General features: G+C 67.6%; 12 protein-coding genes. 6 read left to right on the top strand and 6 right to left on the bottom strand.

Features of this window, described 5'->3' with window-relative positions; genetic code table 11:
* Positions 1-134 precede the first annotated feature (134 nt).
* From AC6LKD_RS16900 to AC6LKD_RS16885, 4 genes are all read left to right on the top strand, one after another.
* Positions 135-1,538: a DKNYY domain-containing protein gene (locus AC6LKD_RS16900; protein ID WP_013396437.1), complete on the top strand. Its 1,404-nt coding sequence runs from the start codon at positions 135-137 to the stop codon at positions 1,536-1,538.
* A gap of 172 nt (positions 1,539-1,710) precedes the next feature.
* Positions 1,711-3,609: a molecular chaperone HtpG gene (gene htpG, locus AC6LKD_RS16895; protein ID WP_207469481.1), complete on the top strand. Its 1,899-nt coding sequence runs from the start codon at positions 1,711-1,713 to the stop codon at positions 3,607-3,609.
* Positions 3,610-3,871: 262 nt separating this feature from the next.
* Complete coding sequence (locus AC6LKD_RS16890) at positions 3,872-4,141, top strand: helix-turn-helix domain-containing protein (protein ID WP_013396435.1); 270 nt, start codon at positions 3,872-3,874, stop codon at positions 4,139-4,141.
* Positions 4,138-5,403 carry a type II toxin-antitoxin system HipA family toxin gene (locus tag AC6LKD_RS16885; protein WP_498116889.1) on the top strand — a complete coding sequence of 422 codons (1,266 nt, stop codon included), beginning with the start codon at positions 4,138-4,140 and terminating at the stop codon, positions 5,401-5,403. The genes AC6LKD_RS16890 and AC6LKD_RS16885 overlap by 4 nt, the downstream gene beginning before the upstream one ends.
* 19 nt (positions 5,404-5,422) lie before the next feature.
* Here AC6LKD_RS16885 and AC6LKD_RS16880 read toward each other — a convergent pair whose 3' ends face one another.
* The 6 genes from AC6LKD_RS16880 to AC6LKD_RS16855 all read right to left on the bottom strand — a co-directional run bounded on the left by AC6LKD_RS16880 (position 5,423) and on the right by AC6LKD_RS16855 (position 12,991).
* The gene (locus tag AC6LKD_RS16880; RefSeq protein ID WP_498116888.1) at positions 5,423-7,573 is read right to left on the bottom strand and encodes an acetate--CoA ligase family protein; all 2,151 of its coding nucleotides are present in this window, start codon (positions 7,571-7,573) and stop codon (positions 5,423-5,425) included.
* Positions 7,574-7,590: 17 nt separating this feature from the next.
* Complete coding sequence (locus AC6LKD_RS16875; RefSeq protein ID WP_498116887.1) at positions 7,591-8,586, bottom strand: acrylyl-CoA reductase family protein; 996 nt, start codon at positions 8,584-8,586, stop codon at positions 7,591-7,593.
* An 18-nt stretch (positions 8,587-8,604) separates the two neighbouring features.
* Positions 8,605-9,774: an acyl-CoA dehydrogenase family protein gene (locus tag AC6LKD_RS16870; protein ID WP_498116885.1), complete on the bottom strand. Its 1,170-nt coding sequence runs from the start codon at positions 9,772-9,774 to the stop codon at positions 8,605-8,607.
* 3 nt (positions 9,775-9,777) lie between these two features.
* Positions 9,778-10,749, bottom strand: a complete 972-nt coding sequence (locus tag AC6LKD_RS16865; protein WP_498116884.1) for a tripartite tricarboxylate transporter substrate binding protein — start codon at positions 10,747-10,749, stop codon at positions 9,778-9,780.
* 28 nt (positions 10,750-10,777) lie between these two features.
* Positions 10,778-11,761, bottom strand: coding sequence for a Bug family tripartite tricarboxylate transporter substrate binding protein (locus AC6LKD_RS16860; protein WP_013396429.1), 984 nt, complete (start codon positions 11,759-11,761; stop codon positions 10,778-10,780).
* Between the two features lie 63 nt (positions 11,762-11,824).
* Positions 11,825-12,991 carry an acyl-CoA dehydrogenase family protein gene (locus tag AC6LKD_RS16855; RefSeq protein WP_013396428.1) on the bottom strand — a complete coding sequence of 389 codons (1,167 nt, stop codon included), beginning with the start codon at positions 12,989-12,991 and terminating at the stop codon, positions 11,825-11,827.
* 193 nt (positions 12,992-13,184) lie between these two features.
* On the opposite strand from AC6LKD_RS16855, the gene AC6LKD_RS16850 reads away from it, so the two are divergent.
* Both AC6LKD_RS16850 and AC6LKD_RS16845 read left to right on the top strand, forming a co-directional pair.
* Positions 13,185-13,982: an IclR family transcriptional regulator gene (locus AC6LKD_RS16850; RefSeq protein ID WP_498116882.1), complete on the top strand. Its 798-nt coding sequence runs from the start codon at positions 13,185-13,187 to the stop codon at positions 13,980-13,982.
* Positions 13,972-14,745, top strand: coding sequence for an IclR family transcriptional regulator (locus tag AC6LKD_RS16845; RefSeq protein ID WP_492274142.1), 774 nt, complete (start codon positions 13,972-13,974; stop codon positions 14,743-14,745). Before AC6LKD_RS16850 ends, AC6LKD_RS16845 begins: the two co-directional genes overlap by 11 nt.
* The last annotated feature ends 29 nt before the right edge of the window (positions 14,746-14,774 follow it).

Genomic DNA, 14,774 nt, shown 5'->3' with positions numbered 1-14,774 from the left:
GTGCGGGATTTTAGCGGGGAAGGCTCCACGGCGTCCGGGGACGGACCGGGAGTGGGCCGGAGACGGGACCGGGCTCGCTGCCGCTGGTTAGAATCCCTGGTCGCCAATCAAAGGCAGGTCAGCCCCGCCATTCCATGCAAAAACGCGCCAAATGGGCCGTGATCACGCTGGTCCTGATCATCGCCGCGCTGCCGATGTTCCTGCTGTTCTGGCTGATGGACGGCGACGATTTCGCGTCGGTGGACCGCGGGCAGTCCTACGGCAGCAGCATCTATAAGAATTATCAGGGCGGCGTCTACGCCGCCGTTCCCAGCAACGGCTATTACCGCATGGACGAGGCCGATCCGGCCAGTTTCGCGGCCTTCGATACCGGGGCTTTCGATGGCAGGCAGGCGGCCAGGGACCAGCGCCACGTGTATTGCGGCAACCAGGTCCTGCCGGGCATGAAGCCGGCGCCGGCGCGTTACCTGGGCAACAGTTATTTCAGCGATGGCGCGGTCACGTATTTCTGTTCGATGCACAGTGTGCGCAACGAGGAACTGGGCATGCTGGACGAGTTCTGGCAGAAGGTCCTGTACCAGGCGGATGCCGGCCCCAAGCCACAGACCTATCTGTATCCGTTCGTCGCCCTGCCGGCCAGCGCCCGGTCCTACCGGCCGCTGCTGGACCGCGAGCTGGCCACCGACGACGAACGTGTGTACTACCGCGGCCGCGAAATGCCGCAGGCAGGGCCGGCCTCGCTGCGCCGCCTGCCAGCGGGCAGGGATGGCGACGTGCGGCCCAGCGACGATTTCTTCGCCGATGGCCGCCGCGTCTATTTCCACGAGCAGTTGCTGCCGCTGTCGGACGATCCCGCGCTGTACACCTTCATGGTGGGCGACCTGTACCGCCAGCCCTATCTCCGCGATCCGCGCGACGGCATGGTGTACGTGGGCGCGCAGCCCTTCGACGCGGCGCATGCGCCGTACCGGCTGCTGAGCGAGCACGGCCGGCATGTGTACCAGGCGCTGTTCCGCAGCAAGGACGGCATCTATTTCTACAACGCGCAGACGCGGCAGGTGGAGCGGGCCGGCGACGATCCGTTGGCTTCGGACACATACACCGCCCTGTCGCCCTACGTGTACACGGACGGCAGGCAGACGTTGTTCCTGCAGGCGCAGGAAGCCTGGGCCCGCAACTCGCGGGGCAGCGGCGGAGGGCTGGTGTCCCGTTCCACGCTGATCAACCAGCTGACGGATGCGCCGGCTGGGGAATGGAACAAGCGCGGCGTGGTTTATCACAACTTCGGCACGGTCTGGCAGAAGGGAGAGAAACTCTATTACCTCGACGAGTTGGGCCCTTCGCAGCTGATTTTCCATTCGATCTATCAGATCCTGGACCGCGGTACGGCGGATTTCCTGCTGCGCTCGCAAGAGACGCGGCAGATCACGGCCGCCGACATCCGCAAGCTGATCCGGGCCGGCAAGCTGGCGGTGCCGCAGCATGAAACCGTGCTGGAGGCGAAAACACGCTACCGCAAGGTGTTCTCGATTTTCTGAGGCGCCGCCCCTGCCCGAAATGGGGGGCTGCGATCGGCAGGGGGAATTCCCGCCCGCCCTTGAAAGCGCGCCATTGGCCCCCACATCAATAGGGTTTCCCGGCGGCCGCGCGGGCCAGATGTCCCGGCAGCCAATCACCGTCCCCAATTTACTTACCTAGCCACGTAGAACTATGAGCCAAACCGCCACGCCTTCCACGTCCGAAACCCTGGGGTTCCAGGCAGAGGTGAAGCAGCTGCTGCACCTGATGATCCATTCGCTGTACAGCAACAAGGAAATCTTCCTGCGCGAGCTGGTATCGAACGCATCGGACGCCTGCGACAAGCTGCGCTTCGAGGCCATCGATCAGCCCGAGCTGCTGGAAGGCAATGGCGAGCTGGCCATCACGGTCAGCTACGACAAGGCCGCGCGCACCATCACCATCTCCGACAACGGCATCGGCCTGTCGCGCGATGAGGCCGTGGCCAACCTGGGCACGATTGCGCGTTCCGGCACGCGGGAATTCTTCTCGCAGCTGACGGGCGACAAGCAGAAGGACGCGCAGCTGATCGGCCAGTTCGGCGTGGGCTTCTATTCCTCCTTCATCGTGGCCGACAAGGTCACGGTGGTCAGCCGCCGCGCCGGCGCCACGGATGCGATCCAGTGGGAATCGGACGGCCAGGGCGAATTCACCATCGCCGCCGCTGAAAAAGCCTCGCGCGGCACGGACGTCACGCTGCATCTGCGCGCCGACGAAGACGAATTGCTCAACGGCTGGAAGCTGCGCGAGATCCTGCGCCGCTATTCGGACCACATCTCCCTGCCCATCCGCATGGCCAAGGAAGAGTGGGACCAGGAAAAGGGCGAACAGGTCAAGACCGAAGAACTGGAAACGGTGAACCAGGCCAACGCGCTGTGGGCCCGCAGCAAGTCCGACGTCACGGAAGAGCAGTACCGCGAGTTCTACAAGACGGTGTCGCACGACTACGACGACCCGCTGGCCTGGACCCACAACCGCGTGGAAGGCCGCAGCGAATACACGCAGCTGCTGTATGTGCCCAAGCATGCGCCCATGGACATGTGGGACCGCGACGGCCGCCACGGCGTGAAGCTGTACGTCAAGCGCGTCTTCATCATGGACGACGCCGACCAGCTGTTGCCCTCGTACCTGCGCTTCGTGCGCGGCGTGATCGACTCGGCCGACCTGCCGCTGAACGTGTCGCGTGAAATCCTGCAGGAAAGCCGCGACGTGCGCGCCATCCGCGAGGGTTCGGCCAAGCGCATCCTGTCGCTGCTGGAAGACATGGCGGAGAACAAGCCGGAAGACTACGCCACGTTCTGGTCGGAGTTCGGCCAGGTGCTGAAGGAAGGCGCGGGCGAGGACTCGGCCAACCTGGAACGCATCGCCAAGCTCATGCGCTTCGCGTCGACGCAGACGGGCGACCAGGCCCAGACCGTGTCCTTTGCCGACTACGTGTCGCGCATGAAGGAAGGCCAGGACAAGATCTACTACGTCACGGCTGATACCTTCGCCGCCGCCAGCAACAGTCCGCATCTGGAAATCTTCCGCAAGAAGGGCATCGAAGTCCTGCTGCTGTCGGACCGCGTGGACGAATGGATGCTGTCCTACCTGCGCGAATTCGACGGCAAGTCGCTGGTCTCGGTGGCCAAGGGCGGCCTGGACCTGGCCGAGCTGGCCGACGAGGAAGAAAAGAAGCACCAGGCCGAAGTGGCCGAGGACTTCAAACCGCTGGTCGAGCGTCTGCAGAAGACGCTGGAAGATCAGGTCAAGGAAGTGCGCGTGACCCTGCGCCTGGTGGATTCGCCGGCTTGCGTGGTGGTGGGCCAGAACGAACTCAGCCCGCACCTGCTGCGCATGCTGAAGGCCGCCGGCCAGGAAGCCCCCAACGTCAAGCCGGTGCTGGAAATCAATCCCGAGCACCCGTTGCTGGCCCGCATCCGCGCCGCCGAAGACGGCGAGTTCGACCAGTGGGCGCGTCTGCTGCTGGATCAGGCTCTGCTGGCCGAAGGCGCGCAGATTGCCGACCCGGCAGCGTTTGTGAAGCGGCTGAATGCGTTGCTGCTGAAGTAAGCGGGACGCGTGCTTGAAGACGAAAAGGCGCCTTGGGCGCCTTTTTTCGCTTGAGGCACCGCTCCATGGACGACGGCCACAAAATTACCGATCGGTAATTTTGTGTGAAAATCAGGCCTGGATCGGAAAAATTATTCCCGTTCGGTAATTTTTCGGGCTAAGAAAACCGTGCTGCGGTAAATTTTTCCCGCTCGGTAATTTTTTTGCGACGCCGATCATATTATTGCCCTAAAATTACCGAACGGTAATTTTGGAGGCGATCATGCCCGCGAACGATATTCCGGCCGCGCTTGCAGGCGGGGCCGGCGTAACGATCCGCACCTCGACCGAACTGGGCGAGCTGGTGAAGGCCGTCCGGCGCTCGCAGGGTTTGCTGCAAACTGACCTGGCCGGCCTGTCCGGCACCGGCAACCGCTATGTGGTGGATCTGGAGCGCGGCAAGCCCACGCTGCAATTGCAGAAGGTGCTGGACATGCTGGATCTGCTGGGCCTGGAAGTGCAGGTGGGGCCCAAGCGCCCGAGGCTGCCATGAGCGCCGCCGATGCGCTGGACATCTATCACGCGGACCGCAAGGTCGGCCGCTTGTTCGACGAGCGGCCGTTGCGCTTCGTGTATGACGACGCCTGGCTGAATTGGGCTGGCGCGCACGCCATTTCGCCATCGGTGCCTTTGCGCAGCGGCGATCATGCGGACGATGCGGTGCATGCATTCTTTGAAAACCTGTTGCCCGAAGGGCATGTGCGCAAGTTCCTGCAGGTCAGCCGCCATGCCACCACGGTCTTCGGCCTGTTGCGCAGCGTGGGCGGGGACACCGCCAGTGGGTTGACCATATTGCCGCAAGGCGAACGCCCCGCGCCGGCGCGCCACCGGCCTGCGACGTGGCAGGACGTGGCAGTGCGCTTGCAGGACGTGGTTGTACCCGCGTTGGCGGCAGAGAACGCCGAGGGCGCCCGCATTTCTCTGGCCGGGGCGCAAGACAAGCTCCTATTGACGGTCATGCCCGATGGTTCGCCGACGATTCCCGAGGGTGCGGCGCCGTCCACGCATATTCTGAAGCCGGATATTCGCGGCCTGGACGGCGTGTGGTCGTCGGCCTTGAACGAGACGCTGGTCATGCAGCTGGCCGCCAGAATGGGCCTGGGCGTGGCGGAAGTCCGCTATCAGCCCGATACGCACGCATGCCTGATTACCCGGTATGACCGCAAGCCTGACGACAAGGGCGGCTTGCTGCGGCTTCATCAGTTGGATCTCTGCCAGCTGGCCGGTAAGCCGTCCGACGTGAAGTATGAGTCCGACGGCGGTCCTTCGCTGCAGCAATGTCGGGAGTTGTTGGGAGGCATGGGCATCGGCGCCGCGGATTTGAAGCGTTTCCTGCAATGGATATTCTTCAACTTATGCGTCGGCAACAACGATAGCCATGCCAAGAACCTGTCCGTGCTGCAGACGCCGGACGGCCTGTACCGGCTGGCTCCCTTTTATGACCTGATGTGCACGGGCATGTACTCCGGGCTGGCTCGCAATTTCGCGTTTGCGATTGGCGGCGAAATGAAGCCGGGCAGCATCGGCGCGGAACATATCGCGGCCATGGCCAAGGAGTTGGGCTTTGCCCTGCGCTACGTCAGGGCGGTAGGGGAGTCCTTGGTGGTTGCGCTTCCCGCGGCATTGGACGAGGTGCAGGCAGGGCTGATGACGCAGGTGTCGGAGGGCGCGGAGCGCACGCTGATCGAGCGCTTGGGGCGCTGGATCAAGGCCAACACCCGCAAGCATGCCAAGCGGTGGGCAATGGGCGCGTAGCCGCCCGTGGCCGCATGGGTTAGACCGTCTGGGCAGCTCCCCCGCCCCGTATCACCACTGCATCCAGCGCCATGGCGCCTTGCCCCTCAGGCAGCGCCAGCAAGGGATTGATCTCCACCGAACTGAAGTCCGCGCTACGCGCGTGGGCGAAACGGGACAGAGCCGCCAGCGCGTCGGCCAGCGCATCGATGTCGCAAGGGGGCGCGCCGCGCGCGCCTTGCAGCAGCGCGTAGCCCTTGATCTCGCGGATCATCGCGATGGCCTCGTCGCGGCCGAAGGGCGCGAGGCGGAAGCTCACGTCCTTGAGCACTTCGACGAAGACGCCGCCCAACCCGAACATGACGACCGGGCCGAAGACCGGATCGCAATGCACGCCGGCGATGCATTCCACGCCCTTGGGCGCCATGGGGGCGACGAGCACGCCATCGATGCGGGCGTCGGGCCGGTGCTGGCGCACCGAGGCCATGATGTCGGCGTAGGCGCGCTGCACGGCGTCTTCGCCGCGGATATTGAGCTTCACGCCGCCCACGTCGCTCTTGTGCGTGATGTCGGGCGAGACCACCTTGAGGACCACGGGGACGCTATCGCCCGAGGCGTCGCGGCCGGTTGCGCTCATGGCGGCGACGGCGCGCACCGCGGCGTCGGCGTCGGTGGCCAGCGTGCAGGGAGATGCGGGCAAGCCGGCTTGGCGCAGCAGCTCCATTGCCTGAACTTCGTTATAGGCGTCCAGCAGTGGCGGCGTGTCGGCTGACTGGGTTGCGCGATCTTCCTCAGCCTTGTCGTGATCCGCATTGGCCGCCAGCCCGGCCACCGCGCCTATCGTGCGGATGGCGGCGCTGGGATCGGGGAACACCAAGCAGCCTAGCTGTTCCAGTTCGCGGCGGCGGGCGGGCGGGAATAACGCACTGATCGCCAGCGGCACGTCCGGATGGCGGGCCTGCATCTGCCGCGCGAAGGCTTCGAAGGTGGGCCACAGGATCTCGGAGGATCCTGCGGCGGCCAGGAAGACGGCCAGGGCGTCATAGCGGCCATCGGCCAGCATGTCGTCGGCGGTGGCCAGCAGCAGCCCAGGTTCGGACACGGCCTGGCCGGTGACGTCCACCGGGTTGCGACCGCTGGCGAAGGGCACGCGCTCCAGCAGCCGGGCTTGCGCGTCGGCGGCGGGCTCGGGCAGCGCCAGGCCGGTGTCGGCGGCTTCGTCGGCCATCAACGCACCGACTCCGCCGGAGATGGTGAAAATCCCCAGACGCCGGCCTTGCGGCGGCCGTTTCCAGGTGTCCAGCGCATAGCCCAGGTTGAAGAATTCCTCGATGGTGCGTGCGCGCAGAGCGCCGTACTGGCGGAATAGCGCGTCGTACACGGCGTCGTCGCCGGCCAGGGCAGCGGTGTGCGAAGCCGCGGCTTGCGCGCCGGCCTGGGTGCGGCCGATCTTGGTGACCACCACGGGCTTGCCCGCCGCGCGCGCCGCGGCCAGCGCGCGGCGCAGCTTGGCGCCGTCGCGGCAACCTTCCATATAGGCCATGATGACGCGGGTATCGGCGTCGTGCGCCAGCCATTCGATGCAGTCGGCGACGTCGATGTCGGCCTCGTTGCCGGTGCTGATCCAGTGCGACAGGCCCAGGCCGCGTTCGCGCGCCATGCTGTAGGCGTAGGCGCCGAACGCGCCGCTCTGCGACACCATGCCGATGCCGCCGGGGGCGACCACGCCGTTGGCCGGCGCGGGCGAGAAGGTGGCATAGACATTGCGCCGCACGTTCATGAAGCCCAGGCAATTGGGACCCAGCAGCCGGATGCCGCGCTCGCGCGCGACGGCGCAGAGCCGTTCCTGTTGCCCGGCGCCGTGTGCGCCGGTCTCGGAGAAGCCGGAAGTGAACACCACCGCCGCGCCGATCTGGCCGGGCCGGGCGCGCTCCAGCGCCTGCGCGGCGTGGGCGGCCGGCACGGCCAGGATGGCCAGGTCCACGTCCGCGTCCAGCGCGTCCAGACCGGGTATGACGGGGAGCCCGGCGATGACGTCCGCACGCGGGTTGACGGGAATGATGCGGCCGCCGTAGCCGTGCTGCAGCAGCAGGCTGATCGGCATCGCGCCGATCTTGCCCGGCGTGGCCGAGGCGCCGACGATGGCGATCGCTTGCGGATCGAAGAGGCGGGACAGGGAAGTGTCGGTCATGATGTGGCGATGAAGGATCAGGAGAAACGCACGACGCTGCGGCCGGTGCTGCCGCGTTCGAGCATGGCGGCCAGTGCCTGGGGCAGTTCGCGGGGTTCGATGACGCGCGCGATCAGGTCGAGATGCGCGGGGCGGTATTCGGCGGCAAGCTTGTTCCATACCTGGCGCCGCAGCGGCATGGGGCTGTTGGCGTTGATGCCCAGCAGCTTGACGCCGCGCAGGATGAAGGGGATGACCGAGGTGGGCAGTTCCGCCCCGCCCGCATTGCCGAAGGCGGCGGCCACGCCGTCCGGCTTCAGGCTGGCCAGGGCGTGCGCCAGCAGCGGGCCGCCCACGGAGTCGACCACGCCCGCCCAGCGCGCGCTCATGAGCGGCTTGATGCCGGCGGACAGGTCGGGCGGGGCCATCACCTCCTGCGCGCCCAATGAGCGCAGATAGTTCTCCGCATCCGGCTTGCCTGACATGGCGCAGACGCGGTAGCCGCGCTGGCTCAGAATGTCGATGGCGACGCCGGCGACGCCGCCGGTGGCGCCGGTGACCAGCACCTCGCCGTGCTCCGGCGTCAGTCCGCAGTGCTCCATCCAGTGCAGCGACAGCGCGGCGGTATAGCCCGCGGCGCCCAGCACGGCGGCGTCGCGCAGCCCGATGCCGGCGGGCAGCGGCAGCACCCAGTCATGGCGCACCCGCGCGTACTCGGCATAGCCGCCGTCGCAATCCACGCCGATGCCGAAGCCGTGCACCACCACTTCCTGGCCGGGCGCCAGCGACGGGTCGGCGGAGTGCACCACGGTACCCGAGAGGTCGATGCCGCCGATGCGCGGATATTCGCGGACGATGCCGCCGCGCCCGGCCTGGGCCAGCGCGTCCTTGTAGTTGAGGCCGGCGTAGGCCACCTTGATGAGCGTGTCGCCCGCGGACAGCTGGTCCGTGGTCAGCGTGTCGTAGCGGCCTTGCGGGGGCTGGCCCGTTGCGCCCGCGTGCAGGCGGTAGGCCTGGAATTCGGGGTTTTCCATATTCGTCTCCTTGGGGGCTCAGGCTTGCGCCAGCAGCCGGCGCGCCAGCGTGGCGCGGTGCAGTTCATTGGCGCCGTCGTAGATGCGGAAGGGGCGCATTTCCTGCCAGACCATGGACACGGGCGTGTCGTCGGACAGGCCCGACGCGCCCATCATCTGCACGGCGCGGTCGGCCACGCGGTTCACGGCTTCGGACACGAAGACCTTGGCCATGGCGCTGTGCTGCTTCACCGACAGGCCTTCGTCCATGCGGCCGGCGCAGTCCAGCGTCATGAGGCGGGCGGCGTGCAGGTCGATGTGCGAATCCGCGACCATGGCCTGGATCTGCTGCAGGTCCGCCAGGCGCGAGCCGAAGGAGTCGCGTTGCACCACATAGGCTTGCGCCGTCTCCAGCGCGCGCCGCGCGCGGCCGATGTAGCGCATGCAATGGGACAGGCGGGCGGGTTCCAGCCGCAGCTGTGCATATTCCAGGCCACGGCCGGGCTCGCCCAGCACGGCCTCGTCGCCGACCTCGCAGTCCTGCAGCAAGATCTCAGCGTGGCCGCCGATCTGGTAGCCCGTGACCATGCCGATATCGCGCACTACGCGATAGCCGGGCGTATCGGCAGGCACCAGGAACAGCGTGACGCCGGCTTCCGCGCGCGCCAGCACCAGCGCGAAATCCGCGCCCACGCCGCCGCTGATGAATTGCTTGTGGCCGTTCAGCACCCAGCGCGCGCCGCGCCGTTCGGCGCGGGTGCGCAGCATGGACGGATCGGAGCCGGCGCCAGGCGCGGGCTCGGTCATGGCGAAGCAGGCGCGTTGTTCGCCGCGCACCAGCGGCGCGAGGAAGCGTTCCTGCTGGGCAGGGTTGCCCAGGCGCAGCAGCGTCAGCATGTTGGGCTGGTCGGGCGCGGCGCAGTTAAGCGCGGCGGGCCCCAGGAATCCGCGTCCCGCTTCCTCCAGCACCTGCGCCAGCGCGCGCCAGCCCAGCCCCAGCCCGCCCCACTCCTCGGGCAGCTGCGGCGCATACAAGCCGGCCTCGCGGGCCTGGGTGCGCAAGCGGGCGACGCAGCTGTCCAGCGCCGCTACGTCGCGGGCGATGGCGGGGGACTCGGCGGGTATTGCGACCTCGTCCACGAAGCGGCGCACGCGCGCGCACAGGTCTTGCAGGGCGTCGCCGCCGGCATGCTCTTGCTTGGACTGCATGGTTTATTCCTCGATCTTCACGCCGGCCTGCTTGACCACGGCGCGCCATCTGTCGGTTTCGTCGGCGATGTGCTGGCCGAAGGCTTCGGGCGTGCCGCCGGTGGCTTGCATGCCCAGCCCGGCGAAGTAGCTGCGCACTTCTGGATCGGCCAGCACGCTGTTGAGCTGCCGGTTCAGCAGGGCGATCACGTCCTTCGGCGTACGCGCCGGCGCCATCACGCCCCACCAGGACGAGGCCGCCAGCGGCACGCCCAGCTCGGCCAGCGTGGGTACGTCGGGCATCTCGGGATTGCGCGCCTGCGCGGCAATGGCGACGGCCCGCAGGCGGCCGGCCTTGACCTGCGCAAGAACCGGCGCCAGATTGTCGAAGCTCAGCTGGACCTGTCCGCCGACCAGCGCGGTGGCGGCTTCGCTGCTGCCCTTGTAGGGAATGTGCCGCAGCGCGATGCCGGTCTGGTGCGCGAACTGTTCGCCCGCCAGATGCGGAATGCTGCCGGTGCCGGCCGTGGCGTAGGTCAGGCCCTGCTGCTGCGCGGCGGCGCGCTTGAGGTCTTCCAGCGTGCGCCAGGGGCTGGCGGCCGGCAACAGCAGGTAGACCGGCACGTCCGTGGCCCACGCGACCGGCGCAAGATCCTTCTTCACGTCGTAGGGCAGCTTGGCGTACAGCACGCTATTGGTCGCCAGGTTGGCCGTGCCCATCAGCAAGGTATAGCCGTCGGGCGCGGCGCTGGCGACATAGGCGGTGCCGATCTGCGTGGCGCCGCCGGGCTTGTTTTCGACCACCACGGGTTGGCCCAGCAAGGGCGCCAGCTTGCGGGCGATCATGCGCGCTGCGGTGTCGGTGCCGCCACCGGCCGCATAGGGCACGATCAGGCGCACCGGCTTGTCGGGATAGGCGGCGGCCTGCGCGTTCCCGGCCGCGGCCAGTACGGCGGCCGCGCACAAGGCGTGCAGCGTTCGGATGAAGGATGGCATGGCAATTTCTCCGCGATGGACCGATGGACTATTGGATGCGGGTGCCGGTGGACTGCACCAGCTTGGCCCACCAGGCGGTTTCGTCCGCGATCTGCTTGGCGAATTCGGCCGGCGTGCTGGCCAGCGGTTCGGCGCCCAGCTCCTGGAAGCGCGCGCGCAACTGCGGGTCCTGCAGCGCCTTGACCACAGCCGCGTGCAGGCGTTCGATCACTGCCGGGTCGGTGCCGGCGGGCGCCATCAGGCCCTTCCAGGCCATCACCACAAAGCCCTTCTGGCCGGCCTCGTCGAAAGTGGGGATGTCGGGGGCGGCGGTGGCGCGCTGGTCGCTGGGCACGGCCAGCGCGCGCAGCCCGCCGGCCTTGACCTGCGGCAGCAGGGCCGGCATGTTGTCGATCATGAAATCGATGTGGCCGGCCACCAGGTCGGTGATGGCGGGGCCGGAGCCTTTGTATGGCACGTGCTCGGCCTGGATGCCGGTCTGCTGCTTGAGCAGTTCCCCGGCCAGCTGGGCGGGCGAGCCGTTGCCCGGCGAGCCGAAGGACAGCTTGCCGGGGTTGTTGCGCGCGTATTGCAGGAATTCCTGCAGCGTCTTCACCGGCATCGATTTCGTCACTACCATCAGGTTGTGCTCGCGCTCCAGGCAGGTGATGGGCGCCAGGTCCTTGGCCGGGTTGAACGGCATGTTGGCGTACAGGCTGGGATTGACGACCGTGGGTCCCGCCGCCGCCAGCAGCAGCGTGTAGCCGTCGGGTGCGGCGCGCGCCACGAAGTCGCCGCCGATGTTGCCGCCGGCGCCGGGCTTGTTCTCGACGATGACGGGCTGGCCCAGGATGGGGTGCAAGGCCTCGGCCAGCAGGCGTCCCAGGATGTCGGTCGAGCCGCCCGGGGCGAACGGCACGATCAGTCTCACGGGCTTGTCGGGGTAGGCGGCCGCGGCTTGCGGCGGCAGCGCGGCGCAGGTGAGGGCGGCGGCCATTGCGCCGATCCACTTCGGCAGGTGCTTGTGCAGCATGATGGAAGTCTCCTTTGGTTTGATGGGCCGCCGGCTTCTTGCGGCTGCGGTCCCGGTAGTGCCCTAGCGGCCGGGCGTGTAGCCCGCCTGGGTCAGCGTGTGGCGGGCGATATTCAATTGATGGATCTGGCTGGTGCCTTCGTACAGGCGGAACAGGCGCACGTCGCGGTAGAAGCGTTCGATGCCATGGTCGGCGATGTAGCCATAGCCGCCATGCATCTGCACGCAGCGGTCAGCCACGCGGCCGCACATTTCCGACGCGAAGTACTTGCAGATCGATGCATTCAGCGTCACGTCCGCGCCCGCGTCGCGTTCGCGGGCGGTTTGCAGCACCAGCGCGCGGGCGGCCTGGATCTCGGTCTGGCAATCGGCCAGCATGGCCTGGATCAGCTGGAAGTCCATCAGCGGCTTGCCGAATTGCTGGCGCTCGGCCACGAAGCGCAGCGTGTCGTCCAGCATGCGCATGGCCGGGCCTATGCACAGCGCCGCCAGATGGATGCGCTGCTTGTTCAGCACCTTCATGGCGGTCTTGAAGCCCAGGCCTTCCTGGCCGCCGATGATATTGGCAGCGGGCACGCGGCAGTCCTGGAAATGCACGGAGGACACGGGCGATCCGGCCTGGCCCATCTTGTCGTAGGGCTGGCCGGTGGACAGGCCCGGCGTGCCGCGCTCCACGATGAAGGCGGTGATGCCCTTGGCGCCGGGCGCTTGCGGATCGGTGCGCGCCATGACGGTGAACAGGCCCGCCAGCGGCGCATTGGTGATGAAGCACTTCTCGCCGTTCAGCACATAGTGGTCGCCGTCGCGCACGGCGGTGGTGCGCAGGGCGGTGGCGTCGGATCCCGCCTGCGGCTCGGTCAGGGCGAAGCAGCCGGTCAGTTCGCCGGACGCCAGCAACGGCAGGTAGCGGGTTTTCTGTGCATCGGTGCCGTCGGCCACCAGCGCTTCGGAACCGATGCCGGTATTGGTGCCGACCCGGGCGCGGAATGCCACCGAGCATTGCGACAGCTCCATGGCCGCCAGGATCAGCTCTTCGGTCGTCATGCCCGCGCCGCCGTATTGCTCCGGGATGGAGTAGCCGAACAGCCCTTGCGCGGCCATGCTGGCGACCAGGTCCTGCGGCACCTCGTCCAGGCGGGCGACCTCGGCTTCGCGCGGCGCCAGTTGCTCGCGCACGTAACGGCGCAGCGATTCGAGGAATTGCGGGAAACCGTCGGGGTCCCTGATCATGGCTAGTCTCCGTTTCATCATGGGCGCTGATGGGTGCCGCGCCGTGTTGAATCCAGGCTAGCAAAAGGCTGCGGGATTTGAGACAAATGTTTCGATATCTTGAACGTGACGCGTGCTGGTGGGGCGACCGCTGCTCTATGATTCTCAGGAACGGGCCGCGCATTCCGCGCGTCCCGGGATCAGGATCGCGACCATGACCACCAGCCCGGGCGAGCGCCATGCCGACCCCGCCTTCGCCACCACGCTGGCGCACGGCTTGTCGGTGCTGCAGGCCTTCCGGCACGGCGAACCCGCGCTCAGCAACCGCGAACTGGCGGACCGAACCGGCCTGTCCAAGGCCACGATTTCACGGCTGACCACCACCCTGATGCAGCGCGGCCTGCTGCGCTACGACGCGGGCCTGCGCCGCTACCGGCTGGGTACCGCGGTGCTGTCGCTGAGCTATCCGCTTCTGGCCAGTATCAAGGTCCGGCAACTGGCGCGTCCGCTGATGAAGCGGCTGGCCGATGCGGCTGGCGGCTCGGCCTCGTTGGGCATGCATCACGGTTTGAACATGGTGTATGTGGAAACCTGCCGCGGCCATGACGCCGTGTCCTTCCGCCCGGATATCGGCGCCTTGCTGCCGCTGCTGCCCTCGGCCATGGGGCGCGCCTGGCTGGCGCAGGCGCCGGACGACGAGGCCGAACCCGTGCTGGCGGCGCTGCGGCGCCAGGACCCGGCCGTGTGGCGCCGCCACGCGCCGGACTGGGAGCAGGCGCGGCGCGACTACGCCGAATACGGCTATTGCGTGGGGCAGGGCGATTGGCACTCGGACGTGCATGCGGTGGCGGTGCCCATGCGCACGCGCGTCGATGGCCAGGCGCTGGTGTTCAACTGCGGCGTGCCCGTCACGCGGCTGCGCCCGGGCGACCTGCGCGGGCGTATCGCGCCGCGCCTGCTGACGCTGGTGGCGCGCGTCGAAAAAATGCTGGAGCGTCAGCATGACGAGTGACCAGGACCGCGAATTCACCACCACGCTGGCGCGCGGCATCGATATCCTGGCCTGCTTCCGGGCTGACCGGCCGGTGCTGGCCAACAAGGACTTCGCGCAGCAGACCGGCCTGTCGCGTAGCGCCGTGGCGCGGCTGACCCACACGCTGGTCGAACTGGGCTTTTTGCAACGCGAGGGCGACCCGGCGCGCTACCGGCTGGGCGCCTCGGTGCTGGCGCTGAGCTATCCGCTGCTGGCCAGCATGCAGATCCGGCAGTTGGCGCGGCCGTTGATGAAGCAGTTGGCCGATCATGCGCGTGGCGCCGTGTCCCTGGTGGTGCGCGACCGCCTGCAGATGGTGTACGTGGAAACAGCAAGGTCCAACGAGGCCTTGCAAACCCGACCGGACATAGGTGCCTCGCTGCCCTTGCTGTCCAGCGCTGCCGGCAAGGCGTGGCTGGCGCGAGTCTCGGATGAAGAGCGGGCCGTCGTGCTGAACCAGCTGCGCGTGGCGGATGCACGCCACTACGAGACCCACGTTCCCAATCTGGCGGCCGCGCGCCGCGACCTGGAACGCAAGGGCTATTGCGGCAACAACCTGGAGTGGCGTCCGGACGCCTACGGCTTTGCCGCGCCGCTGGGGCGGCCTTACCAGTCGCTGCTGTATGTCTTCAATTGCGGCGTGCCGGCGGGCGACGGTCCTTACCGCGAGCGCGCGGCCGACATCGGCCCGCGGCTGGTCGCCTTGGCGCGCGAGACGGAAAGGCTGTTGGGGCTGGCCTAGCGTTCCTGGGGGCGCCCAGCCTGCTGGCG

The organism is Achromobacter sp. D7-1 (assembly GCF_059760445.1).
Note: the sequence above shows the minus strand (reverse complement) of the source record. Positions and strands in the feature narration are given on the sequence as shown.